The 21,981-nt window shown below is 56.8% G+C and carries 23 protein-coding genes; 7 read left to right on the forward strand and 16 right to left on the reverse strand.

Annotated features, from left to right (window positions below):
* Position 1: 1 nt before the first annotated feature.
* From ACWWD9_RS09415 to ACWWD9_RS09485, 15 genes are all read right to left on the reverse strand, one after another.
* Complete coding sequence (locus ACWWD9_RS09415) at positions 2–664, reverse strand: urea amidolyase associated protein UAAP2 (protein ID WP_455866882.1); 663 nt, start codon at positions 662–664, stop codon at positions 2–4.
* The gene (locus ACWWD9_RS09420; RefSeq protein WP_455866883.1) at positions 661–1,389 is read right to left on the reverse strand and encodes an urea amidolyase associated protein UAAP1; all 729 of its coding nucleotides are present in this window, start codon (positions 1,387–1,389) and stop codon (positions 661–663) included. The genes ACWWD9_RS09415 and ACWWD9_RS09420 overlap by 4 nt, the downstream gene beginning before the upstream one ends.
* Before the next feature lie 26 nt (positions 1,390–1,415).
* The gene (gene nikR, locus ACWWD9_RS09425) at positions 1,416–1,889 is read right to left on the reverse strand and encodes a nickel-responsive transcriptional regulator NikR (RefSeq protein ID WP_455866884.1); all 474 of its coding nucleotides are present in this window, start codon (positions 1,887–1,889) and stop codon (positions 1,416–1,418) included.
* Between the two features lie 97 nt (positions 1,890–1,986).
* Positions 1,987–3,351, reverse strand: a complete 1,365-nt coding sequence (glnT, locus tag ACWWD9_RS09430) for a type III glutamate--ammonia ligase (RefSeq protein ID WP_455866885.1) — start codon at positions 3,349–3,351, stop codon at positions 1,987–1,989.
* A 63-nt stretch (positions 3,352–3,414) separates the two neighbouring features.
* On the reverse strand, positions 3,415–4,185 hold the full coding sequence (locus ACWWD9_RS09435) for a creatininase family protein (protein WP_455866886.1): 771 nt from the start codon (positions 4,183–4,185) through the stop codon (positions 3,415–3,417).
* A gap of 4 nt (positions 4,186–4,189) precedes the next feature.
* Positions 4,190–5,104: an ABC transporter ATP-binding protein gene (locus ACWWD9_RS09440; RefSeq protein ID WP_013441777.1), complete on the reverse strand. Its 915-nt coding sequence runs from the start codon at positions 5,102–5,104 to the stop codon at positions 4,190–4,192.
* Positions 5,105–5,110: 6 nt separating this feature from the next.
* A complete protein-coding gene (locus tag ACWWD9_RS09445) occupies positions 5,111–6,073 on the reverse strand; it encodes an ABC transporter permease subunit (protein WP_455866887.1) in 963 nt (320 codons plus the stop codon).
* Positions 6,074–6,104: 31 nt separating this feature from the next.
* A complete protein-coding gene (locus ACWWD9_RS09450) occupies positions 6,105–7,055 on the reverse strand; it encodes an ABC transporter substrate-binding protein (RefSeq protein ID WP_049757276.1) in 951 nt (316 codons plus the stop codon).
* A gap of 323 nt (positions 7,056–7,378) precedes the next feature.
* The gene (locus tag ACWWD9_RS09455) at positions 7,379–7,969 is read right to left on the reverse strand and encodes an RcnB family protein (protein WP_455866888.1); all 591 of its coding nucleotides are present in this window, start codon (positions 7,967–7,969) and stop codon (positions 7,379–7,381) included.
* A 435-nt stretch (positions 7,970–8,404) separates the two neighbouring features.
* Complete coding sequence (locus ACWWD9_RS09460; RefSeq protein WP_455866889.1) at positions 8,405–9,184, reverse strand: 3'-5' exonuclease; 780 nt, start codon at positions 9,182–9,184, stop codon at positions 8,405–8,407.
* Between the two features lie 96 nt (positions 9,185–9,280).
* Positions 9,281–9,700, reverse strand: a complete 420-nt coding sequence (locus tag ACWWD9_RS09465; protein ID WP_455866890.1) for a YdbL family protein — start codon at positions 9,698–9,700, stop codon at positions 9,281–9,283.
* Positions 9,701–9,710: 10 nt separating this feature from the next.
* On the reverse strand, positions 9,711–9,905 hold the full coding sequence (locus ACWWD9_RS09470; RefSeq protein WP_455866891.1) for a hypothetical protein: 195 nt from the start codon (positions 9,903–9,905) through the stop codon (positions 9,711–9,713).
* Between the two features lie 13 nt (positions 9,906–9,918).
* Complete coding sequence (locus ACWWD9_RS09475) at positions 9,919–11,781, reverse strand: hypothetical protein (RefSeq protein WP_455866892.1); 1,863 nt, start codon at positions 11,779–11,781, stop codon at positions 9,919–9,921.
* A 12-nt stretch (positions 11,782–11,793) separates the two neighbouring features.
* A complete protein-coding gene (gene cysM / locus ACWWD9_RS09480) occupies positions 11,794–12,681 on the reverse strand; it encodes a cysteine synthase CysM (RefSeq protein ID WP_013441768.1) in 888 nt (295 codons plus the stop codon).
* An 11-nt stretch (positions 12,682–12,692) separates the two neighbouring features.
* On the reverse strand, positions 12,693–13,193 hold the full coding sequence (locus tag ACWWD9_RS09485) for a disulfide bond formation protein B (protein WP_015829722.1): 501 nt from the start codon (positions 13,191–13,193) through the stop codon (positions 12,693–12,695).
* 60 nt (positions 13,194–13,253) lie between these two features.
* On the opposite strand from ACWWD9_RS09485, the gene xseA reads away from it, so the two are divergent.
* A complete protein-coding gene (xseA, locus tag ACWWD9_RS09490) occupies positions 13,254–14,456 on the forward strand; it encodes an exodeoxyribonuclease VII large subunit (protein ID WP_455866893.1) in 1,203 nt (400 codons plus the stop codon).
* An 83-nt stretch (positions 14,457–14,539) separates the two neighbouring features.
* Here xseA and ACWWD9_RS09495 read toward each other — a convergent pair whose 3' ends face one another.
* Positions 14,540–15,325, reverse strand: a complete 786-nt coding sequence (locus ACWWD9_RS09495) for a PEP-CTERM sorting domain-containing protein (RefSeq protein WP_455866894.1) — start codon at positions 15,323–15,325, stop codon at positions 14,540–14,542.
* A gap of 317 nt (positions 15,326–15,642) precedes the next feature.
* Here ACWWD9_RS09495 and ACWWD9_RS09500 point away from each other — a divergent pair, with 317 nt between their 5' ends.
* The 6 genes from ACWWD9_RS09500 (at position 15,643) to prmB (ending at position 21,976) form a co-directional block, all read left to right on the forward strand.
* On the forward strand, positions 15,643–17,526 hold the full coding sequence (locus tag ACWWD9_RS09500) for a potassium transporter Kup (protein WP_013441764.1): 1,884 nt from the start codon (positions 15,643–15,645) through the stop codon (positions 17,524–17,526).
* Positions 17,527–17,615: 89 nt separating this feature from the next.
* Positions 17,616–18,455, forward strand: a complete 840-nt coding sequence (locus ACWWD9_RS09505) for a M48 family metallopeptidase (protein ID WP_013441763.1) — start codon at positions 17,616–17,618, stop codon at positions 18,453–18,455.
* Positions 18,456–18,584: 129 nt separating this feature from the next.
* On the forward strand, positions 18,585–19,412 hold the full coding sequence (gene dapD / locus ACWWD9_RS09510; protein ID WP_013441762.1) for a 2,3,4,5-tetrahydropyridine-2,6-dicarboxylate N-succinyltransferase: 828 nt from the start codon (positions 18,585–18,587) through the stop codon (positions 19,410–19,412).
* A 179-nt stretch (positions 19,413–19,591) separates the two neighbouring features.
* A complete protein-coding gene (locus tag ACWWD9_RS09515; protein WP_455868150.1) occupies positions 19,592–19,945 on the forward strand; it encodes an ArsC family reductase in 354 nt (117 codons plus the stop codon).
* Positions 19,938–21,065, forward strand: a complete 1,128-nt coding sequence (gene dapE, locus ACWWD9_RS09520) for a succinyl-diaminopimelate desuccinylase (protein ID WP_455866895.1) — start codon at positions 19,938–19,940, stop codon at positions 21,063–21,065. The genes ACWWD9_RS09515 and dapE overlap by 8 nt, the downstream gene beginning before the upstream one ends.
* The gene (prmB, locus tag ACWWD9_RS09525) at positions 21,062–21,976 is read left to right on the forward strand and encodes a 50S ribosomal protein L3 N(5)-glutamine methyltransferase (protein ID WP_455866896.1); all 915 of its coding nucleotides are present in this window, start codon (positions 21,062–21,064) and stop codon (positions 21,974–21,976) included. Before dapE ends, prmB begins: the two co-directional genes overlap by 4 nt.
* Positions 21,977–21,981: the final 5 nt, after the last annotated feature.

The raw sequence follows: 21,981 nt of genomic DNA on the forward strand, positions 1-21,981 counted from the left end.
CCTAGACGGCATCCCATACCAGCAGGCGAACTGGCGTCGGGTTATAGGCGTTGCAGGGGTTATTCAGTTGCGGGCAGTTGGAGATCAGCACCACCACATCCATTTCGGCGCGCATTTCCACGTATTTGCCCGCACCGGAGATGCCATCATCAAACTTGAGATGGCCATCGGCAGTCACCGGCACATTCATGAAGAAATTGATGTTGGCGGTGATGTCGCGCTTGCTCATGTTCCGGTGCGTGGCACAGCCGCAATGGTTGAGCGCATGCATGAAGCTATCGCGGCAGCTGTGCATGGGGCGCTTTTCCAGGGCATAGCGCACGGTGTTACTCTCAGCGGCACAGGCCCCGCCCAGAGTATCGTGGCGGCCGCAGGTATCCGCGGTGATCGTCAGCATGGGCCGACCCTCGCTCGAATACAGTACCGAGCCGGTGGTGAGGTAAAGCTGGCGCTGGCGGGCAATGGTGTCTACCGCGCTGTAGCGCTCTTCGGGATCAGCGGCGCTGTAAAAAAGCGTATCCACCGCCTGGTTGCCTTCCAGGTCCAGAATGCGGAATATCTGGCCTTTCTTCACTTCGGCCATCCAGGGATCGCCGGCATCGCATACCTGGTCCAGCACGGCGTTGTGCGGATCCAATGGGCTTTCGGTCAGCATCTGGCTCATAGGTAATACCTTTCCGTGTTGATAAAGCCGCGGGCGTTTTGCTCACACTGCGTGCGGCACACATCATCGGGCGTGGCAGCCCCGGCATACCAGGCCGTGAGTTTTACCGCAGCCGGTTTGTATTCGGTGGCAGGATCTAGCGGATGCGGCGCGGCGGATAGCACCAGCAGCACATTCATGTCGAAGCGCACATCCACATAATCGCCTGCCTTGCTATGGCCGGTGACAAAGCTCAGCGCTCCGTTGTCATCCGGCACCGCCTTGCTGAAAAAATTGACGTTGGCGACCAGGTCGCGCTTGCCCAGACCGTATTTCGCCAGCTCCACCAGCAGGCCATCCTTGCCGCTGCGGTGCATGGCATTGCGGTGAGTCTGAAACGTGGCCTTGCCATACTGGGCTTCAATCATGGCGGCATCGGTCACGCCGCAGAAGGTATCGTGCCAGCCCACGCTATCGCCAATGATGGAACACATGACGCGGCCCATGTCGGAATAGCAGACATTGCCGGTGGTGAGATACGCCGTATGCTGCGCCTTCAGCGAATCCGGCATGTTGTAGCGTTCCAGCTTGTCTTCCGGGTTGTAAAACAGCGCGGCCAGGTTGGCCCCGCCCTCCAGGTCGGTGATACGCAGCGCAGTGCCTCGGCGTATCAGGCCTGACCAGTGATTGCCGCCGGGGATAGTTTCTTCCCACAGCACGGCAGCAGGTTCAAATACAGCACTCATGCTTTTGTCCTTGTCTCTTTTTCCCGTTATTGCCCCGCCTTGCGGGCCTTGGGCGTCATCGGGTGTAACGGCGGGATGACCGCCCCCATCAGTTGCAGCTTGCCGGTAATCACGCCGCGCAGCGCGATGATCTCATTCGCCACGGCCTGCACGGTGAGCGCCGGGCCTTGTACCAGTATCACTTCCATGGTCTGGTTATCGGCCAGATGCACGTGCAGCGAGCTGATGACTTCATCCAGGTGCTGGTACTGCAAATCCGCAATGGTTTTTTGCAGGCCCCGCGTGCCGTTGTTGTAAAGAATGGTGATGGTTCCCACCATCACCTCATTGCCTTTTTCACGCTTATGCTCGGCCAGATGCTGGCGCAGCATGTCGTTGATGGCTTGCGAACGGCTTTCGAACCCACGCTCAATCACCATGGAATCAAGCTCGGCATGCAGCTCATCCGGCAAGGAGATACTGATGCGATTTACCGGTGCCTTTTTGGTTTTCTCGTTCATGTTTCCTCCTGTGTGACTTGCCGGTTTTGGCGCGACTAAAGGCGCCATCATGGCAGACCGAAGCAGGCCTTGCAGCCTGCCCCGTCAACACCTTGGCTTAGAACATGTAGCTGTAACGATCAATTTCCCACTGGCTCACGGTCAGGTGGTAGGTTTCCCATTCCTGGCTCTTGTAGGTGACAAACTCGTCACGCAACTCCTTGCCCAGGGTTTTTTCCACCAGCGGATCCGCAGCGAATGCCTCAACCGCTTCCTGCAGGGTTTGCGGCAGGAATTGAATGCCACGGCCCATGCGCTCTTCTTCGCTGATGGCGTACAGGTTGTCTTCGTTCGGTGCACCTGGGTCCAGCTGCTCGCGTATGCCTTCCAGACCGGCGGCCAATGCCAGCGTGGCGGCCAGATAAGGGTTCACGGCACCATCCGCATTGCGGGATTCACAACGGCCACCGCCCATGGGCACGCGTACCGAGTTGGTACGGTTGTTGGAGCCGTAGGAGTTGAACACCGGCGCCCAGCTGAAGTAGCTCATGGCACCGCGGCGCACCAGGCGCTTGTAGCTGTTGACCGTAGGCGCAAACGCGGCGCACAGGGCCGGGCCGTGCTTGAGGATACCGGCGATGAACTGGTAGCCCAGCGTGGTCAGGCCCAGGCCGCGTGGATCATCCTTGGGGTCGCAGGCAAACAGGTTCTTGCCGGTCTTGAGGTCGTACAGCGACATGTTGAAGTGCGCACCGGTGCCGGTCTTGTCGGCAAACGGCTTGGGCATCATGGTCGCCAGCAGGCCCTCTTCCTTGGCGTAGTGTTTGGCCATGTAACGGAAGAAGGTGAAGCGGTCGCACATGGTCAGCGCATCGCTGTAGTTGAAGTCAAACTCGAACTGGCTGTTGCCGTCTTCGTGGTCAAACGAATACAGATCCCAGCCCAGGTCGTTGATGGCAGTCGCCATCTTGTCCAGCCAGCCGAAGTTATCCATAAAGCCGCGTACGTCGTAGCAAGGCTTGACCAGCTTGTCATCGGGGTTAGGGATAGACAGCTTGCCATCGGCTTCCTGCTTCAGGAGGTAAATCTCGCACTCAATGCCGAGGTTCATGCCAAAGCCCATTTCAGCGGCCTGTGCCAGGACGTTTTTCAGTGCCACGCGGGTGTTCAGCGCATAGGGCTGGCCCTGAAAGCCATTGTCAGCAGGCATCCAGGCCACTTTTGGTTCCCATGGCAAGGGAATGATATGGTCCAGATCAGGAACCGAGGTCAGTTCATCATCGCTTGGTGCCTGGCCCAGGCCATCCAGCGCGTAGCCGGTGTAGCGCTCGGAGCCAGCGGCCATTTGTGGCAGGTGATCAATCGGCACCACCTTGGCCTTGGGCACGCCGTGGATATCCACGTAAGCGCCTATGCAATACTTGACGCCCTTGGCTTTGAGCTCGTTCTGGATCGTGGCAATTTCTGCAGTCGACTTCGACATATACATACCTTTCAATTAAATCGGATTAGGGTGCTGCGGTTTTGCTGTGCCGGGCCTGACGTCTCAGGCAGCGGCATGGCTGAAATAGGAATGTGGGAGCGGTGGCTGTTCGGCCTGACCGCGGCGTATCAATTCGGATAAATCCTCGACCATCCAGGCAAACCATTCCGCGCCTTTTTCGGCACTGGAAATGCTGGGCTGGCCGGTCACGCCATTCAGGCTGGTGCGATTCACCGGGTGGGCAAACACCAGGTCGTCGGTGCGGTCCGGGTCGTCGGCCAGCGTGAGCTTGTCGGTGCGCACGATGTGCGGGGCTTTTTCCAGCATGAGCGAGGTTTCGGCATCGTTGGCATGCCAGTCATCGCCATCGGCATGGTGGAACTGCTTGACGCGCGGACTCATGGTGGCGGTATTGATCACGGCCACCATCATGTCGTCGTGCTCGCTGCGCAGCATCTCCAGCGCACAGCGCAAGGGCGCGGCGTTAGTAACATGGCTGTTGATGATAAAGAGGCGACGCACACCGCTGTGGTAAGCCCAGTCGCCGATCTCCTTCACCAGATTGATCAGGGTGATGGGGGTGAGGGCGATAGTGCCGGGCCAGCGGCGGCTATGCCCTACCGAGCAGCCGTATGGCATGGTCGGCAGCATGGGCACGCCCGTGCTTTCCGCCACTTCGCGGCAAAGAATATCGGCCAGGATGTAATCCATGCCACAGCCCATGTGCGGGCCGTGCTGTTCGGTGGCGCCTATCGGCAGCATGGCAGTGCCGCTGGCCGCAGCCAGCTTGGCGGGGAGTTCATCCCAGGTAGTTTCAGACCATTGCATCGTCATTTCTTTACTCCACGTTATCGGCAACATTGACGAAGCGAATCATGCGACTGGGCACGGAGACGGCGTCTTCATCCACGGGCTCAGTGGGTGGATGAATCAGCTCTTCCAGCCGCGCCTTGGTGGCAATGAATTCGGGGGTGAACAATTGATCAGGGCTGCGCGGACGTGGCACCGACACCTCAATCAGCTCCTGCACTTCACCCGGATGCGCTTTCAGCACCAGAATGCGGTCTGCCAGCAGGATGGCTTCATCCAGATCATGCGTGATGAACAGGATGGTGATATCAATGTTGCGCCAGATCTCCAGCAGGTGCGTTTGCATCTTGCAGCGGGTCTGCGCATCCAGTGCGCCAAACGGTTCATCCATCAGCAGGATGCGCGGCTGATTGACCAGGGCACGAGCGATGGCCACGCGTTGCTTCATGCCGCCGGAAAGCTCATGCGGATAGGCATTGGCAAATTTCTCCAGGCCCACCAGTTCCAGCCAAAGCGCGACTTCACGCGAGGCTTCTTCAGAGGGCATGCCATTCATTTCCAGGCCGAACATCACGTTCTTTTTTACGCTGAGCCATGGGAACAGGGTGTAGCCCTGAAACACCATGCCGCGATCGCGGCCAGGGCCGGTAACGGGCTTGCCATCCAGCAGCACTTCGCCGCTGGTGTAGCTCTCCAGGCCGGCCAGCGTGCGAATCAGGGTGGACTTGCCACAGCCGGAAGGCCCGATGACGCAGACAAACTCACGGCGGTGCGTCTTGAAGCTGACGTCCTTCAACGCCGTGGTTTCACCCTTGGCGCCGCGATAGACCTTGGTCAGGTTTTTCACCTCCAGGATCACTTCGCGCTGTTTCAGCTTGTCGAAGCGCGCCTTCACGGCTTCGGACTGGGTCAGGTAACTGATTTGATCTGTATTTGCTTGCATGAGGGCCTACTCCTTGTTCGCCGGTTTATCCCAGGGGAAGAGACGCTTGCCCAGGCGGGCCAGCACCATATCCGTGCCGAGACCGATAATGCCGATAATCAAAATGGCGGCGTACACGTTTTCAAAGTGCTCATAGCGTGCCTGCTGCGTGATGAACCAGGTGATGCCGGACGAGGTGCCGATCAGTTCGGCCACGATCAGATAAGTCCAGGCCCAGCCCAGCAGAATGCGCTGATCGCGATACAACTCGGGCAGCACGCCCGGGATCACGACATGGCGCAGCAGTTTCCAGCGGCTGGTGCCCAGGGTCATGGCGGCCTCCAGCAGCGAATAATCCAGTTTGCGCGTGGTGTTGCTGATGATCAGCACCTGTTGAAAGAAGGTACCAATCACGATGATGGCGATCTTGGGGCCATCGTAAATACCGAGCACTGCCACAGCCAGGGCGCCAAACGCCGGGGCGGGCAAGTAGCGGAAAAACTCAATAAACGGTTCAAACAAACGCGATACCGCGCTATAGGTGCCTGCCAGGATGCCGAGCGGCACCCCGACCAGCGATGAGATGACAAAGCCCCAGAAAATCACCTGTATGCTTTGCCACAGGCTTTGGTGCAACCACAGGCCGTCGCGCTGCACCGGTGGCGTGGTGAAAGCGGTATACAAGGCTTCCACCACTTTGTGCGGAGGCGGCAGGTAAATGGGGTTGGAGGGGATGCCCAGCGGCAGCTGCTTGCCCTCCTCCTGCATGGTGGCCGTTTCTTCCTCGAAGGTCGCTTTGTTGACCAGCATGTCGACCTGGAAATAATCCACGTCGCCCGGCGAAATGACCTTCACCATCGGGTGCCAGATAAACGGCACATAGCTGACCAGCGCCCACACCAGCAGAGGCAGTAGAAACGATGCAATTGCCAGGAATTTGCGACGCTCTGGCGTCAACTCCTGCCGCACTGCAAACCAATTGGAACCCATAACCTTCTCCCTGCGCCTGATAACGGATGACTTACTTGCTGACCAGCGTAGGATCAATCGCCTTGTTCAGGTCTTGCGGCTTCTTGTAGATGGCGTTTTTGACGTTGAAGTCATCCACGATCTTGGAAGAACCGTACAGCGACTTGAAGCCATCGGCCTTCACCATGATGGCCTTGCCTTCGTCCAGGGTGAGCAGACGGGTGCCCTTGAGCAATGGCAGGTAGGCTTCCGGCTTGATACCCACGCGAGCGGCCATGATCTTCACGGCATCAGGCTGGGTTTTGGGGTCATTGATGTAATCCACCACCTTGGCCCAGACCTTCACCACTTTTTCCCAATCCGCACGGCGGCTGGACAGGCTGGCAGGACTGACGGTCAATACGTCGTAGATCAGGCCGGGTTCATCGGCAGAGGTGTAGATAGGCTTGGCACCGGGAACGCGCTTCATGGCTTCGCCAGAGTTGGGCTGCCATGCACCAATCGCCGCCAGATCACCGGAAGCCAGGGCTTGTGGGGTTTCGTTGGTAGGCGTATTCACCAGCGTGACATCGCTTTCCTTCAGGCCCGCTTTTTGCAGGCCATTCAGCAGCAGCAGATGCTCTACCAGACCCAGCTCCAGACCGATTTTCTTGCCTTTCAGGTCTTTCAGGCTTTTGATGCCGGGCTTGCCGACAATCATGTCGTTGCCATTGGAGTAATCAGTGACGATGATCATGACGTTTTTGGCACCACCGGCGGCAGTAACCAGTGCATCGCCATTGGTCACGGTGACGGCGTCGATCTTGCCCGCGCTGAAGGCATTCATGGAAGCGGAGTAATCAAACCAGTCAAACTTCACATCCACGCCAGCTTCCTTGAACCAGCCTTTTTCGATGGCCACTTGCCATGCCACCCAGCCCGGCCAGTCGCTATAGCCGATCTTGAGCGGTGCGGCGGCTTCGGCTGCCATGGTGAAACAGAAACCGGCGGCTAATACCGCCATGCGTGCAATGTTTTTAATGCCTGAAGATGGTAAAAGTGATATCACAATGGCTCTCCTGGTTAGTATTACGAAAATGAATTTCAGTAATACCAAAGCAACCGCTATGCCACCCATCACACAAACGTGAAAAATATTTACATGCTGATGTTTTTATTTGAGTTTTACCAGAATATTGCTTGATGCAATGCCAAATTCAGCATCAGGTGCATGGCACCATGGACGTGCAAAAATAGCGCACATGCACCATGTTTGATGCACGAAAAAAAGAAAAAGCCCCGGAGTAATCCGGGGCTTTTTGCGATGACACGTCTCTATAAAAAAACTTACATACGGCTCAAGTCGTCTATGGCATCCACCACCATGCCGGTGCCAACCGCAATCAGCAGGATATCGGCAGCAACACGCACATATTTATATCCGGCCGGCGGCGCGCCGAGGTCAACAATGATGCGCGGTGGCAAGTCGTAATACACAACATCGCGTGGCAACGGATAGCCTTTGCGCCATTTGCGCGCCTGGCCGGGTGGCATGCAACCGTTGTGTTTCTTCGCGAGTCCCGGTGGGCAATGGCCGCCGCGGAATTGTTCGCCATAGTAATCATGCACGATGGTGCGTTGCTGATCGCCAAAATACATGCCCACACGTACGTCGCCGCCATGGTGATCACGGTCGCCACCGCGGTCACCGCCCTTGTACGCACCACGGTCACCACCTCGGTCGCCGCCGTCGGGACGCCCGCCTGGTCCGTCATTATCACGTCCGCCACGGTCCGGGCCGCCATGTTGCTGACCTTGTCCATTGCCATTGCCGTGGCCTGCTCCATCCGGCTTGGCAGCAAAGGCGGGGGCAGAGAGTGCCAGCCCGCCCATCAGACACAGGCATGCCGCCAGACTCGTTAATTTATTGTTTTGCATTGTGCTCTCCATGGATATCAAACCCCGATCTTTTTATATTAAGCTCTTGATCCGCTTGTTATATTCACCACGCCTTTGCGGTCAGGCGTTGCTTCCTGCATTCCTACATGAGAATCAGCTTATGTCGGATATGGACCAGACACCAGCCGTTTTAATCTTCCATCAACGCTTTTTTACTTTTTTTAACTTGTTGAACCGGGAGAATTCATCATGGAAAAGTTTGTTCATTTACTACTCGCTTTTTTACTTTTCGGCCCAGTGTTGAGCGGAATCGCGTCGGGAGAAATGAATATTCAGAATCTGGAAGTGCCCCGCTACACCGCTAGCCAGCAATAAGCGCCGCTATTTAAGCCCGGTCTGCGGGACAGCCTGCCATCGCAAATTTGCGTGGCTGCACTAGATAACGGGGCAGCGAGACTCGCCCGCAGACAAGGTTTAATCCTGCGCCCACGCCGCCAGAAATTCTTTCCAGTGCGGCCCTTCACTGGCAGCCAGTGTTTGACGCACCAGCGCGATCTCGCTGGCATAAGACTCAGGGTTAAGATGACCGCGCATCAGCTGAAAGCGCAGGTAGACCAGGTAGGTATTTGCCACATCGGTCTCGCAGTAATTGCGTATGGCTTCAATCTCGCCACGGCAATATGCATCCCACACCTTGGAGCCATCCATGCCGAGCTTGCCAGGGAGACCGCATAGCTGTGCGATCTGATCCAGCGGCGCATTGGCGCGCGCCTGATACAGCGCCATCAAATCCATCAAGTCCAGATGCCGAGTATGGTAACGGCTGATGTAGTTGTTCCACTTGAAGTCTCTATCATCTTCGCCCATATCCCAATAGCAGCTCGCCTGCACCCCATGAATCAAGCCGCGATAATGCAACACAGGCAGGTCAAAGCCGCCACCATTCCATGACACCACATTCGGTTTGTACTTCTCAATACCGTCAAAAAATCGCTGAATGATCTCGCGCTCGGGGGCATCCGCAGCGCCCAGCGTCCACACCCGAAAGCTATCCCCTTCGCGCATGGCGCATGAAATCGCCACCACCTTATGCTGTTGCAGCGGCAAAAACTCGCTGCCGTTTTGCTGGCGGCGCTGATGAAAGGCAATGCGGGCTACATCCTCGGCGGAAGTTTCAGGCGGCAGATCGTACAGGCGGCGCAGGCCGTCGACATCGGGGATGGTTTCAATATCGAACACTAGGGTCGGGGTCATGGTGTCACTCGGTGAATATCTGGTGAAAAGGCACGGTGAGGCGCTGGATTATGAAAGAGCTAGCCAGATGGGCGTTGAAGTCAGCTGTCCGCGAGCTTACTTTTTGACCCAGCCACTGCCATCCTGCACCCACCAGCCGCCCTGCGCCTTATCGGCCCAGCGTTTGGCGAAGGTGGCGCGGATTTCCGGCTCCCATTCGGGATGCTGGTTGCCATTGGCAATCTCGGCGTAGAGCGCGTTGCGGTCCTTGTTTTCGGCCGCTACCAGACTATTCAGAGCTTGGCGCTGCGCTAGCGGAACTGACGCGGCATCACGCACAGCCACCAGGCCATCGCGGGAAAATCCGACCGCACCACTGCTGTAAAACGGCGCCAGCTGGGCATGGCGCGCCTGCATGCTGTTTTTGATGGCGCTGATGGCGGGCGTATTGATTTCAAGATCCGCCGCCGCATGGGCGGGACTCAATGACAGCCACATGCTCATCATAAGGCTGAAGACGATAATGATATTTTTCATGGGGAATCCTTTATGGCGCGGGTTGAACGGCAGGTGTTTCGCCAGCCGGGGCAGTCGGGGCCGCTTTTTTGTCCTGCAGTTGCCAGACATCATCGATGATGCGATCGGCGGCTTTTTCAGCGGCAGCCGCAGGGAAATAAATATTGATGGTGACGCAGGCAGGTAGCAGCAATGCGGCGGGCAATGCCCAGTTCAAATGTTTCATGTGTTGATTTCTCCTATTGGATCACCGGTTTGACATTGCTCTCGGTGACGCGCCGGATGCGGCTCACAAGCTCGCTCCAGCCGACCTGGCGATTGTACCCCATGACCGTAATGGCCGGGATGCCACTGCCTTTGACGATGACATAGCCTTGCGGTGCCTGCGCCACGCCGTCCATGGTGCAGACATCGGCGTGCAGGCGGCAACTCAAGCCCAGCTTTTCATAATTGAATTGATCAAAAAACCGCAGCACACTGCGCTGTATGGCAGCCGCCGCCCCCGCACCGCCCAGGGCCGAGATATTTTCCACAGCACGCTGGGAAATCTTGCGCGGATACTTGCCGGGGCTGCTCTTGAGTACGGCATCGAATGCCACGGGTTGCCAGTTCTGCAGCTCCAGATGCTGGATATCGCCATCGAGCTTGCCTTCAATGGCACCAAAGGAAAAAGTGCGGGTGAGATGCCCCAGGTCCAGATTGCGCATTTCGATATCGGCACGCAGCCGCGGACTGCTGCCCAGCGGCGTTTGCATGCCCAGATTATTCACGCTGATGCTGCCATCAAACAGATTGAAGCCCAGCACCCCATCCGTGGTCAGCGTGCCGGCGTTGTAAGTCACCATGGGAATAGAGGCTGCCACCTTGCCCGCCATGCGCGGCCAGCCCAGGGCGGTGCTCAGCTCCGGCATATCCAGAGGCGTGAGGTTGGCGCGCAGATGCCAATACCACTGCCCGCCCAGCGTGGCCGCAGAGACATCCGATAACACCAGCGCGCCATCCAGTATATTCAGCCGCAGCTCAGGGGCGGTCAGCGCATAGCGGTTAACCTCAGCCTGCAAATGGCTCGCCGCCAAGGGCACTTTGAGCAGATGCCCACCGGCAAAGCTCATCTTTAAAGACTGTGGTTGCTCGTAATCCCAGGGGATATCCGCATTCAGCTTGTAAAAGGCAAAGCGATGCTGCTCGTCTTCCATATCCACATCGCGCAGGCGCAGCTGGAATGCTTGCAGTTGCCCCGCCTGCCAGTCTGCCTTTAGCGCAACATTGCCGGCCATCTCGACATGCCCAAGGGCGCTATGCTCCACCATGGGTTTCAGCAGCGCAGGATAAGCCTTGGCCAGATCCATATTCGGAACGTCCACATGCAGGGTCTGCCATTGGCGCTCAGGCGCTGACCACTTGCCGCTCGCCTGCACGGTCGCCACGCCGGGCAACTGCAATGCAGCCCGGTCCAGCTGCAAGGCCTGCGCATCCCATGTGCCAGCGGCATTCAGCGTTTGCCCCTGGCCTTGCAGATAGAGCGGCTGCCAGAACAATTCGCCGCCTGACCAGGTGATGGCCGCATCCCACAGCCAACGCCCGGCTTGTTGTCGCGCCTGCACTTCTGCACGGGCATGGAGCTTTTCAGCCGCATGCAAACCGGCCGCATCGCTGAACTGCGCATCCCGCACCTGTGCATCCAGCCGCAAGGCGGGCAGCCCGGCGGCGGGGGCTGTATTGAGGGTGAGATTAAACGGAAGTCGAATACGATCAGCGGTGACGAGACCTTGCTGGCATGACCATGCACCACGCCCGGCAGGCAATTTGATCTGCGCGCATTCGGCATGCAGGCTGCTCCATACGGGAGCCTTGGCAAACTTGATCTGGCTGCCAAGAGCAAGCGCCGGACGCCGGGCTGGTGCCAGCACCAGTTTCACGGCTTTGGCCTGCCAGCCCTCCGCCTCTACCGTGTCGGCTTCAATGGTCAGGCTGCTGGCGGCCATGACCAGACTCGGCGACCAGGCAATGCCCATGAAAACAATGAGCGAAATCAGGGTTAATGAGGCTCGCCAGCAGCCAACCTTGACACGCAAACCAGGCAGATCGCGTCGCGTGATCACGGCTGGCCTGGCTTAACCGGGAAATACCCCGGTGGAGAGATAGCGGTCACCACGATCGCACACGATGGACACGATCACGGCGTTTTCGACCTTTTTTGACAATTGCAGGGCGGCGTGGAGTGCGCCACCCGATGAGATACCAGCGAATATGCCCTCAACGCTGGCAAGCTTGCGCGTGGTTTTTTCCGCATCAGCCTGGCTCACATACACCAGTTCATCGACGCGGCCTGCCTCGTAAATGCTGGGCAGGTAAGCTTCCGGCCATTTGCGGATGCCAGGAATCTGCGCGCCTTCTTCCGGCTGCACGCCGATAATCTGCACGGCCGGGTTTTGCTCCTTGAGGTAGCGCGAAGTGCCCATAATGGTGCCGGTAGTGCCCATGCTGGAGACAAAGTGTGTGACCTTGCCGCCAGTATCACGCCAGATTTCAGGGCCGGTGCCCTCGTAATGCGCAAGCGGATTATCCATATTGGCAAACTGGTCCAGCACGATGCCCTCGCCTTCCGCTTGCAGCTTCATCGCCACATCGCGCGCCAGCTCCATGCTGCCATCGCGTGGGGTCAATACCAGCTCGGCACCAAAGGCCTTCATGGTCTGGCGCCGTTCCAGGCTCTGGTTTTCCGGCATGACCAGCACCATTTTGTAACCGCGCATCGCCGCCGCCATGGCCAATGCAATACCGGTGTTGCCAGAAGTCGCCTCGATCAGGGTATCGCCCGGCTTGATATCGCCACGGGCTTCGGCCCGCTTGATCATGGACAGCGCTGGCCGGTCTTTTACCGACCCGGCGGGGTTATTGCCTTCCAGCTTCACCAATATGGTATTGCTGGTATTGCCAGGCAAACGCTTGAGTTGAACCAGCGGCGTATTGCCGACAAAATCTTCCAGGGTTTTATACATAAAAATTGAATTCAGTTCTTTTTCAGGAATGCGAGATACACCGCATACAGGCCCAGCGCAGAGAATGCGATCAGCGACAGCTGCGGAATGGTGAGGCCAAACAGCGTCCAGTCTATCGCCGAGCATTCGCCGGTGCCCTTGAACACCAGTTCCATGGCCTTTTTCATGGGGAAGCTCTCAAACAGATAGTCAAAGCCCGCGCCACATTCGGCCATCACCTTGTCTGGATTCGCCTGTATCCACATATGCCGCGCAGCGATAACCACGCCGGTCACCGCCGCTGCCACATGCAGCAATCCATACACTTTACGACCTGCCGCCTTGGGATTATGCAAGGCCGCCAGCAAAAACAGCACGCCCAGCACCATGTAGACAATGCGCTGTGAGATGCAGAGCGGACAAGGCTCAAGATTGTGTTTTTGCTGAATATACAAGGCAAACGCCACCAGACCAAAGCTGGCAATAAAGCCCAGCACATACCCGGTTCTGCCTTGCAGGAATTTTATTGTCATGGAGATTTCCTCAACACTTTATAATCGAGCCATTGTAACGGATTACAGGTAAGCACCGAAATGGCTGAATCAGCGCCCCGCATATTGACCGTGACCGAGCTGAATCGTTTGGCTCGCGACACACTGGAACGCGCATTTCCCTTGTTCTGGGTCTCGGGCGAGATATCCAACCTCACGCGGGCCGCTTCCGGTCATTGGTATTTTTCACTCAAGGATGCAGGCGCCCAGGTGCGCTGCGTCATGTTTCGCGGCCGCAACAGCTATCTGGACTGGCAACCACGCGAAGGCGACAAGGTCGAAGCACGCGCACTGGTCACCCTGTATGAAGCCCGCGGCGATTTTCAGCTCACCATCGAGTTTTTGCAACGCGCAGGCCTCGGCACACTGTTCGAGGCTTTCGAAAAACTCAAGGCCAAGCTGCAAGCCGAAGGGCTGTTTGATGCTGCGCTGAAACGTCCCATCCCTGCGCATCCGCAACGCATCGGCATTGTCACCTCGCCCGATGCCGCGGCCCTGCGTGATGTGCTCAGCACCCTGCGCCGCCGCATGCCCTCGCTGGAAGTCATCATCTACCCCACCCCGGTGCAAGGCAAAGGGGCTGCCGCGCAGATTGCTGCCGCCATCGAAACCGCCAGCGCACGCGCCGAAGTCGATGTGCTGATCGTCTGCCGTGGCGGTGGCAGCATGGAAGACCTGTGGCAATTCAATGAAGAAATCGTCGCCCGCGCCATCCACGGCTGCAGCATGCCGGTGATCAGCGGCGTAGGCCATGAAACCGACTTCACCATCGCTGACTTTGCTGCCGATGTTCGCGCCGCAACCCCCACCGCTGCGGCCGAACTGGTCAGCGCCGACCGCCAGGCCCTGCTGCAAGCACAAGCGCAACTTAGCCGTCGCCTTCGCCGTGCCATGCAACAGCTGCTCAACCAGCGTATGCAACATATGGACTACCTCACCCGCCGCCTGCTCTCCCCCAGCCAGCAGATCGCCCACCGCGGCCATCAACTGCAGCAATGGCAATGGCGCCTGCAACAAGCCATGCGCCAGAAGCTGGATCGCCAAACCCGGCAATTGCAAACCCTGCAGCAAAACCTGGTTCACCTAAATCCTCAAGCCATTCTCAGTAGGGGCTATACGCTGGCCTATGCGGAAGATGGCAGCCTGCTGAAATCCGTCCAGACCTTGCAAAAGGGCAAGGGGATAACACTGCAACTCTCCGATGGCCTGGTCAAGACAACGGTAGATCAGGTCCATCCTCAGTAATTCACGGAAACCATTTGAATTAGCTTAATAGACATAAAAAAAGCCCGGTTTGCACCGGGCTTTTTCAGATCAACGCAAGCAGATTAAGCTTGGGTTTTCTTGGCCTTGCGACGAGCACTGAAGCCAACAGCTGCAATGCCTGCCATCATCATAGCGTAGGTAGAAGGCTCTGGTACGGCCGAGATGCAGTGCAGAACGTAGTCAGACTGGTTGTTGCATGCACCACTTCCACATGTACCCAATACAGCAGTAAAGGACAGTGCGCTCACCTGCTTGTCACCAAACGGATTGGCAATTGCCCACAGTGCGCCTTCGCCGTAGCTGGCTTCACTGATGTTGCTCACGGTACCAGGACCTGTCCAGGTTGCCGTCTTCAGACCCGTCGCTGTCAGGAAGAAGTCAGACTTGGTACCGTCCAGGAAAGTCGCCGTGATCTTGGCCTTTTCATTCACATCGCCGTACTCAGGACCGTCAAACAAGAGACCCAGGGTGATATTGGTGATGATGATGTTCTTGGTGAACGAAACATCAATACGCTCGCCAATATCGATTTCACCAGCGGTCTTGCCGGAAATACCTACACCGGTGTAGCCGTCCTGGGTTTTCTTCTCGAACTTGCCGCCAACTGCCGTGAAGGTGGCATCAGTGTCAGGAATGAAGTTCTTGAAGGTTTGCGTGCTTTTGCCGTCCTTGAAATCCGAACCGAAAATGCTGTTGTCTGGATCACAGACGTAACAGCCATCCTTTGATGTGCTGTATTTGCCATCGCGGTCGTGCTTGTCGCCCTTGCCATAAGTGAAGTTGGTAGCAGATGCGTTCAGGCTGAATACAGCCAGACCGATCAGCAAACCGATTTTGATTTTATTCATGATTGAATTTCCCCGTGTTTTTTATGTAAGCCATTAAAATAATTACAAAAAACCTAAAGCCCCCGAGCTCTGGAATGGCATCAGAGCAAGCTTGTGGAACGAATAGTAGAAAACCGGACTATGTCCAGCAATAGTCCGTTTGATTAAAAAAATGCAAGCGCCTGTTTATAAATGAAAATATGGCAATTTTTGTATCGTTTTTTCGCGTGAAACATTGCAGAGGACTGGCTTGCATAACAAAAATAATCATAAAAAGCTGGACAGGCATTTTTTGAACCCTGTTAAAATTTGCAAACTATTATCAGAAGCCTGTCTGAATGGAATCCGCAAAAACCGGCAAGACCCCGCTCCCTGCCTTGGCATTGGCTGCACTTGGCGTTGTATATGGGGACATCGGTACCAGCCCGCTTTACACGATGAAAGAAGTGTTTGCTGTCAGCCCGCACCCGGTGCCGCTGACGCATGACAATATTTTCGGCATCCTGTCATTGATCCTGTGGTCTTTGATCATGATCGTGTCGGTGAAATACGTGGCCTTCATCATGAAGGCAGACAACCGCGGCGAAGGCGGCATCATGGCGCTGCTGGCATTGGCGAGTCGCAACGTGGCAGGCAATGTGCGCAAAGAGCGCATGATCATGCTGATCGGTATTCTCGGGGCCTGCATGTTTTACGCGGATGGCATGATCACCCCCGCCATTTCGGTACTTTCTGCGGTGGAAGGTCTGGAAGTAGCCGCGCCGCACATGCATGGCGCCATCATCCCCATCACCATGGTCGTCATCTTCATTCTCTTCTGGGTACAAAGCAAAGGCACCGCGCTAGTTGGTGCTTTTTTTGGGCCTATCATGGTGCTGTGGTTCGGTACGCTGGCGGTGCTGGGTGCGGTCAACATCATGCATGAACCGCTAGTGCTGCAGGCATTGAGTCCGATTTATGCGGTGCGCTTTTTTGCTGCTGCCCCCTGGGTGGCTTTTGTGGCGCTGGGCTCGGTCGTACTGGCCGTTACTGGCACTGAAGCACTGTATGCCGACATGGGGCATTTTGGCAAAAAACCCATCCGCCTTGCCTGGTTCGGCTTTGTGCTGCCAGCGCTGGTGCTCAACTACTTTGGCCAGGGCGCGCTGATCCTGCATGACAATGCCGCCGTTAAAAATCCGTTTTACTTGATGGCGCCTGAGTGGTTGCTGTTTCCCTTGATCATTCTGGCTACGGTAGCGACCGTGATTGCCGCCCAGGCCGTTATTTCCGGTGCGTTTTCCGTCTCGCGCCAGGCATTGCAACTGGGCTATCTGCCCCGCATGCCGGTCATGCACACCTCCGATAAGGAACAAGGTCAAATTTACATTCCCCGCGTCAACTGGGGCTTGATGCTGGCCGTCATGGCGCTGGTACTGGGCTTTGGTTCATCAGGTGATCTTGCCGCTGCGTACGGCATTGCCGTTACTGGCGATATGGTGATCACGACCCTGCTGGCGGGCGTTGTGTTCCATGGCATCTGGGGCTGGAGCTGGCTGCGTACTGGCTCGCTGATCGCCGTCTTTCTGACCGTCGACCTCGCCTTCTTCGGTGCAAATGTGCTGAAAATCCCCGATGGCGGCTGGTTCCCACTGCTGATCGGTATTGTCATTTTTACCTTGATGACCACCTGGAAAACCGGGCGTGACCTTCTGTTCCGCCGCCTGAAGAGTGAAGCCATGGAGCTGGCGCCTTTTGTCGATGCGATTGGCAGCTTTCCTCCTACCCGCGTGCAGGGCAATGCCATTTACATGACGCCGAATCCCTACGGTGTGCCGCATTCCTTGCTGCATAACCTCAAGCACAACAAGGTGCTGCATGAAAAGGTCGTGCTGCTGACCGTGAAGATTGAGGATGAACCGTTTATCTCGCGCCGCGAACGCATCATCGTCGAAGCCTTGCCACATGACTTTTACCGCGTCAGCGTGCGTTATGGCTTCAAGGACGAGTCCGATCTGCCACGCGATCTGGAGCTATGCGCCGAACAGGGTCTGGAACTGGAGACCATGGACACCTCCTTCTTTATCGGCAAGGAAACCTTGTTCCCCGCGCGCCACTCTGAGATGGCATTCTGGCGTGAGAAACTGTTCATCACCATGTTCCGTAACGCCGATAGCGTGACCAATCATTTCAAGTTGCCGCCTAACCGCGTCGTTGAGCTGGGAGCGCAGGTGACCTTGTAATGAAGAAATAACCACAATAAACAGTAAAACGATGCCATCCCAATGGCACATATTCACTTAGTACCCATGAAATTCAGCAGGAGATCAACATGAGGAAGACCCTGATTCTGGCGTTTCTCGTTGCCACGACGCTGAGTGGTTGCGCCACCACCAGCACGACCAAGTCTGGCGCCGTCGGTGTGGACCGCAAACAATATGTCGGCCTGGTATCGGAACAGGAAGCCGAGCAGCAATCAGCACTCGCCTACCAGCAGACGCTTAAAGAAGCCGAATCGAAAAAACTGCTGAATACGGACAGCAAGGAAACCCAGCGTGTGCGCGCCATCGCGCAACGCCTGATCGCCCAGGTAGGCGTATTCCGGCCGGATGCCCTGAACTGGAAATGGGAAATCAATGTGCAGGAAAGCAAGGAGATCAACGCCTACTGCATGGCAGGCGGCAAGATCATGGTCTACACCGGCCTGCTGGACCAGATCAAACCGACCGATGACGAACTGGCTGCGGTGATGGGGCATGAAATCTCACACGCGCTGCGTGAGCATGTACGGGAGCAGATGTCGCGTGCCAAGGTGCAGCAATATGGCTTGCTGGGCGCTGCTGCGCTGATTGGCCTTTCCACCAAGAGTGCGGACAATGCCACCAAAACCCTGGCGCTGGGCGGTGCCGTGGCGGCGGTAGCGCTGACGCTGCCCAATAGCCGCACGGCCGAACACGAAGCCGATGAAATGGGTCTGGAGCTGGCCGCTCGTGCGGGCTACAACCCCAATGCTGCCGTCACGCTGTGGGAAAAGATGGGGCAGCAAGGCGGCTCCAAGCCACCGGAAATCCTCAGCACCCACCCTTCTGACGAGAGTCGGATTGCGGACATCAAATCGCTGATCCCCACCGTGATGCCGCTTTACCAGCAAGCCATCAGCGGTAAAAAGTAAGCCTGTCCAGGAGGCTGCCATGTCCGGCAGCCTCACTTCACATTCCGCCTCGCATAACTGCAATTAGGCAGATCAAGCGGGCTCTTTGAGTTAAAATAGCGGTTTTTACGCATTTATCCGGGAACATTCATGAGTCAATTGCAAGCCATCATCGAAGACGCATTTGAGCGTCGCGCCGACATTACCCCTGCCACCGCCACGGCCGAAGTCAAGGATGCTGTATTCAGCGTGCTGGCTGATCTGGACGCGGGCAAGCTGCGTGTTGCCGAACGCGTGGGCGATACCCAGGAATGGACGACGCACCAGTGGATCAAGAAAGCCGTGCTGCTGTCTTTCCGTCTGGAAGACAACGTCCTGCTGGATGACGGCGTGACCAAATACTTCGACAAAGTGCCTCCCAAGTTTGCCAATTACACCGAAGCCGATTTCAAGGCCGGTGGCTTCCGCGTGGTACCTAACGCCATCGTGCGTCGCGGTTCCTATATCGCCAAAAACGCTGTGCTGATGCCGTCTTACGTCAACATCGGCGCCTACGTCGGTGAAGGCACCATGGTCGACACCTGGGCGACTGTCGGTTCATGCGCGCAGATCGGCAAGAATGTGCACTTGTCCGGCGGCGTAGGCATTGGTGGCGTGCTGGAGCCCATCCAGGCTGGCCCTACCATCATCGGTGACAATTGCTTCATCGGCGCCCGCTCCGAAGTGGTGGAAGGCGTGGTGGTAGAAGACAACTGCGTGATCTCCATGGGTGTTTACATCGGCCAGAGCACCAAAATTTATGACCGCGAAACCGGCAGCATCACCTATGGCCGCGTACCTGCGGGCTCCGTCGTGGTATCCGGCAACCTGCCATCCAAGGATGGCAGCTACAGCTTGTACTGCGCCGTGATCGTCAAGAAGGTTGATGCAAAAACGCTGGGCAAGGTAGGCATCAACGAATTGCTGCGCGGCATCTAACGCAGGAATTGCAGGGCTGCTGTGATTGCAAGGCTAACCTGGGTGCCACCTGGGTTAGCCTTTTCCATTCCTGCACCCATGGCAATACGACATGGCAGACCACCCGTTGATAATGCCCGCCTAAAGCCAGGGCCGGGCTGTTAAAATCGATATTTGATTATTTGATGTCAGACAGGCAGATGAAACTCTACGGCATACCCAATTGCAACACCGTGAAAAAAGCACGCACCTGGCTGGATGAACACCAGGTGGCTTATGAATTCCATGACTTCAAAAAGCTGGGGATAGACGCCAGCACCTTGAAGCAATGGCTGACACAAACCTCCTGGGAAAAACTGGTCAACCGTAGCGGCATGACCTGGCGCAATCTGCCTGAAGCAGAAAAATCCGCGGTCACCGATAATACCTCTGCCATACGCCTCATGCAGGATAAAACCTCCGTCATCAAACGCCCGGTTCTGGTTGCTGATGGCAAACTGCTGGCATTGGGTTTCGATGAATCCACCTACGGAAAGCTGCTGAACCATGAGTAAAACCCTAGACCTGGCCCAGGACCTTATTGCCCGGCGCTCGGTCACGCCAGAGGACCTGGGCTGCCAGGAACTGCTGATTTCGCGGCTGGAACCGCTGGGTTTCAAAATTGAGCGCATGCGCTTTGGCGATGTCGACAATTTCTTTGCGAGACGCGGCACCGCAAGCCCGCTACTGGTCTTCGCAGGCCATACCGATGTGGTGCCTACCGGCCCGGTCGACCAATGGCATACCCCGCCCTTTGAGCCCACCATCAAGGATGGCATGTTGTATGGGCGCGGCGCGGCCGACATGAAGACCTCGCTGGCGGCGTTTATTACCTCCATTGAGGAATTTGTCGCCGAGCACCCTGACCATCAAGGCTCGATTGGCCTTCTGATCACGTCGGATGAGGAAGGCATTGCCACTCATGGCACGGTCAAGGTCGTTGAGGCGCTGAAAGCCCGCGGCGAGCTGATTGATTACTGCATCGTCGGCGAACCCACCTCCAGCAAAGTCGTCGGCGACATGATCAAGAATGGCCGCCGCGGTTCGCTCTCCGGCAAACTGGTCGTCAAGGGCGTGCAAGGCCACATCGCCTACCCGCATCTGGTCAAAAACCCGATTCACCTGGTAGCACCGGCAATCAAGGAGCTGGCCGATACCGTGTGGGATAGCGGCAATGAATATTTCCCGCCCACTTCCTGGCAGATCTCCAACATGAACGGCGGCACTGGCGCCACCAATGTGGTGCCTGGCGAAGTCACCATCCTGTTCAACTTCCGCTTTTCAACAGCGAGCACGGCAGAAGGCTTGCGCGAGCGCGTACATGCGATCCTGGACAAGCACGAACTCGAATACGACCTGCAATGGGAGCTTTCCGGCAAACCCTTCCTCACGCCCAAGGGCACGCTGGTCGAAGCCATCAGCGCCGCCATTGAAACCGCCTTTGGTGTCACGCCGGAACTTTCGACCAGTGGCGGCACTTCCGATGGTCGCTTCATTGCCGACATTGCCAGCCAGGTCGTTGAATTCGGCCCCTTGAATGCCACCATCCACAAACTGAATGAATGCGTAGGCGTGGCCGATATCGAGCCCTTGAAAGACGCCTACCGCCTGACTATGGAAACCTTGCTGACATGACCCACTACCCTCGTTTAAGCGAAGAGCTGATCACCATCCGCGATTGGCTGCGCTTCGCCGTCAGCCGTTTTGAAGAGGCCGGCATTTTCTTTGGCCATGGCACCGACAATGCCTATGATGAAGCCGTCTGGCTCATCATGAGCGCGCTGCATCTGCCGCACGACACACTGAATAATTTCCTGGATAGCCGCTTGCTGGAGTCTGAACGCAAGCATCTGGCGCACCTGCTGGAACGCCGTGTCGAACAACGCGTGCCCACCGCCTACCTCGTGCGCGAGGCCTGGCTCAAGGGCTTCAAGTTTTATGTGGATGAGCGCGTGATTGTGCCGCGTTCCTTCATCGCCGAGCTGCTGGAAGATGGCCTGTCACCCTGGATTGATTACCCCGAAATGGTGGAAAGCGCAGCCGATATCTGCACTGGCAGTGGCTGTCTGGGCGTGTTGCTGGCGCACACCTTCCCCAATGCCGAAGTCGATGTGGTGGATATTTCCACCGATGCCCTGGCGGTCGCCAATATCAATATCGCCAACTACGGGCTGCAGGATCAGATAACGGCCATCCAGTCCGATATGTTCAGCTCGCTGCAAGGCAAGACTTACGACCTCATCATCAGCAATCCGCCTTATGTCGATGCCCCCTCCATGGCACAACTGCCGGAAGAGTACCGCAACGAACCGCAGATCGCGCTGGGCAGTGGCACCGATGGCCTGGAACATACCCACACCCTGTTGCGTGAAGCCTGGCATCACCTGAATGACGGTGGCCTGCTGATCGTGGAAATCGGCCATAATCGCGATGCCCTGCATGAAGCCTATCCCGACCTGCCATTTACCTGGCTGGAAGTGGAGTCCGGCAATGAGTTCGTGTTTCTGCTCAGCAAAGAGCAGCTCCCCCTGCCCGCCAACGCTTAATTGAT

It is taken from the genome of Methylovorus sp. SPW-M1 (genome assembly GCF_053848825.1).

Excerpts from the sequence above, each read along its gene's own strand:
- ACWWD9_RS09415 (WP_455866882.1), bottom strand. The coding sequence starts at position 664 with ATGAGCCAGATGCTGACCGAAAGCCCATTGGATCCGCACAACGCCGTG.
- ACWWD9_RS09420 (WP_455866883.1), bottom strand. The coding sequence starts at position 1,389 with ATGAGTGCTGTATTTGAACCTGCTGCCGTGCTGTGGGAAGAAACTATC.
- nikR (WP_455866884.1), bottom strand. The coding sequence starts at position 1,889 with ATGAACGAGAAAACCAAAAAGGCACCGGTAAATCGCATCAGTATCTCC.
- glnT (WP_455866885.1), bottom strand. The coding sequence starts at position 3,351 with ATGTCGAAGTCGACTGCAGAAATTGCCACGATCCAGAACGAGCTCAAA.
- ACWWD9_RS09435 (WP_455866886.1), bottom strand. The coding sequence starts at position 4,185 with ATGACGATGCAATGGTCTGAAACTACCTGGGATGAACTCCCCGCCAAG.
- ACWWD9_RS09440 (WP_013441777.1), bottom strand. The coding sequence starts at position 5,104 with ATGCAAGCAAATACAGATCAAATCAGTTACCTGACCCAGTCCGAAGCC.
- ACWWD9_RS09445 (WP_455866887.1), bottom strand. The coding sequence starts at position 6,073 with ATGGGTTCCAATTGGTTTGCAGTGCGGCAGGAGTTGACGCCAGAGCGT.
- ACWWD9_RS09450 (WP_049757276.1), bottom strand. The coding sequence starts at position 7,055 with ATGGCGGTATTAGCCGCCGGTTTCTGTTTCACCATGGCAGCCGAAGCC.
- ACWWD9_RS09455 (WP_455866888.1), bottom strand. The coding sequence starts at position 7,969 with ATGCAAAACAATAAATTAACGAGTCTGGCGGCATGCCTGTGTCTGATG.
- ACWWD9_RS09460 (WP_455866889.1), bottom strand. The coding sequence starts at position 9,184 with ATGACCCCGACCCTAGTGTTCGATATTGAAACCATCCCCGATGTCGAC.
- ACWWD9_RS09465 (WP_455866890.1), bottom strand. The coding sequence starts at position 9,700 with ATGAAAAATATCATTATCGTCTTCAGCCTTATGATGAGCATGTGGCTG.
- ACWWD9_RS09470 (WP_455866891.1), bottom strand. The coding sequence starts at position 9,905 with ATGAAACATTTGAACTGGGCATTGCCCGCCGCATTGCTGCTACCTGCC.
- cysM (WP_013441768.1), bottom strand. The coding sequence starts at position 12,681 with ATGTATAAAACCCTGGAAGATTTTGTCGGCAATACGCCGCTGGTTCAA.
- ACWWD9_RS09485 (WP_015829722.1), bottom strand. The coding sequence starts at position 13,193 with ATGACAATAAAATTCCTGCAAGGCAGAACCGGGTATGTGCTGGGCTTT.
- xseA (WP_455866893.1), top strand. The coding sequence starts at position 13,254 with ATGGCTGAATCAGCGCCCCGCATATTGACCGTGACCGAGCTGAATCGT.
- ACWWD9_RS09495 (WP_455866894.1), bottom strand. The coding sequence starts at position 15,325 with ATGAATAAAATCAAAATCGGTTTGCTGATCGGTCTGGCTGTATTCAGC.
- ACWWD9_RS09500 (WP_013441764.1), top strand. The coding sequence starts at position 15,643 with ATGGAATCCGCAAAAACCGGCAAGACCCCGCTCCCTGCCTTGGCATTG.
- ACWWD9_RS09505 (WP_013441763.1), top strand. The coding sequence starts at position 17,616 with ATGAGGAAGACCCTGATTCTGGCGTTTCTCGTTGCCACGACGCTGAGT.
- dapD (WP_013441762.1), top strand. The coding sequence starts at position 18,585 with ATGAGTCAATTGCAAGCCATCATCGAAGACGCATTTGAGCGTCGCGCC.
- ACWWD9_RS09515 (WP_455868150.1), top strand. The coding sequence starts at position 19,592 with ATGAAACTCTACGGCATACCCAATTGCAACACCGTGAAAAAAGCACGC.
- dapE (WP_455866895.1), top strand. The coding sequence starts at position 19,938 with ATGAGTAAAACCCTAGACCTGGCCCAGGACCTTATTGCCCGGCGCTCG.
- prmB (WP_455866896.1), top strand. The coding sequence starts at position 21,062 with ATGACCCACTACCCTCGTTTAAGCGAAGAGCTGATCACCATCCGCGAT.